The following is a 1565-nucleotide window of genomic DNA, read 5'->3' as shown; positions in this document are numbered from 1 at the left end:
GACATCGTATCGAACGCGCATGTTGATGCGGCGCGGTACGAGGAGATGTATGCGCGTTCGGTGTCCGAGCCCGAGGCGTTCTGGGCCGAGGCGGCGGAGCGGCTGGACTGGATCAAGGCGCCGAGCCAGATCAAGGATGTCGATTTCACCCTCGGTCAGGTCAAGATCAACTGGTACGCCGATGGCGTGCTGAACGTGGCCGCGAACTGTGTCGACCGGCATCTGGAGACCCGCGGCGACCAGACCGCGATCATCTTTGAGCCCGATGATCCCGACGAGCCTGCCAAGCACATCACCTACCGCGAGCTGCACCGCAACGTCTGCAAGATGGCCAACATCCTCGAGACGCTGGGCGTGCGCCGTGGCGACCGGGTGGTGATCTACCTGCCGATGATCCCCGAGGCCGCCTATGCCATGCTCGCCTGCGCGCGCATCGGCGCGATCCATTCCATCGTCTTTGCCGGCTTCTCCCCCGACGCGCTCAGCGCCCGCATCAACGGGTCCGACGCCAAGGTGGTCATCACCGCCGACGAAGCGCCGCGCGGCGGGCGCAAGACGCCGCTCAAATCCAATGCCGATGCCGCCCTGCTGCATTGCAAGGACAGCGTAAAATGCCTCGTGGTCAAGCGCACCGGCGGCCAGACCACCTGGATCGCCGACCGCGACTTTGACTACAACGAGATGGCGCTGGAGGCGGATGACTATTCCGCCCCTGTCGAAATGAATGCCGAAGATCCCCTTTTCATCCTGTACACATCGGGCAGCACCGGCCAGCCCAAGGGTGTTGTACATTCAAGTGGTGGATATTTGGTTTACGCCGCCATGACGCATGAGATTACCTTCGATTATCATGAAGGCGACGTTTACTGGTGCACCGCCGATGTCGGCTGGGTGACCGGGCACAGCTATATCGTCTATGGCCCGCTGGCCAATGGCGCCACCACCGTGATGTTCGAGGGCGTGCCGACCTATCCCGATGCCTCCCGCTTCTGGCAGGTCTGCGAGAAACATAAAGTTAACCAGTTCTACACCGCGCCGACGGCCATTCGCGCCCTGATGGGGCAAGGTAAGGAATTCGTAACGAAATGCGATCTAAGCTCGCTGCGAATCCTCGGCACGGTGGGCGAACCGATCAATCCCGAGGCGTGGAACTGGTACAATGACGTGGTCGGCGGCGGGCGCTGCCCGATCGTCGACACTTGGTGGCAGACCGAAACCGGCGGGCACCTGCTGACCCCGCTGCCGGGCGCGCATGCCACCAAGCCGGGCGCGGCGATGAAGCCGTTCTTCGGGGTCTGCCCGGTGGTGCTCGATCCGCAGACGGGCGAGGAAATCCACAGCTCGCCCACCGAGGGCGTGCTGGCGCTGAGCGACAGCTGGCCGGGCCAGATGCGCACCATCTGGGGCGATCACGACCGCTTCGAGAAGACCTACTTCTCGGACTACAAGGGCTATTACTTCTCGGGCGACGGCTGCAAGCGCGACGCCGACGGCGATTACTGGATCACCGGGCGGGTCGATGACGTGATCAACGTCTCGGGCCACCGCATGGGCACCGCCGAGGT

The 1565-nt window shown here is 63.4% G+C and carries 1 protein-coding gene; it reads left to right on the top strand.

Going from position 1 to position 1565, the window contains the following annotated elements:
* On the top strand, positions 1-1565 hold a 1565-nt coding region (acs, locus tag ACGKZZ_RS17210; RefSeq protein WP_411224744.1), incomplete at both ends, for an acetate--CoA ligase.

Source organism: Marivita sp. S2033 (assembly GCF_046592965.1).
Lineage (GTDB): Bacteria > Pseudomonadota > Alphaproteobacteria > Rhodobacterales > Rhodobacteraceae > Marivita.
The sequence above is the reverse complement of the archived record's forward strand: the minus strand, read 5'-3'. Positions and strand labels throughout refer to the sequence as shown.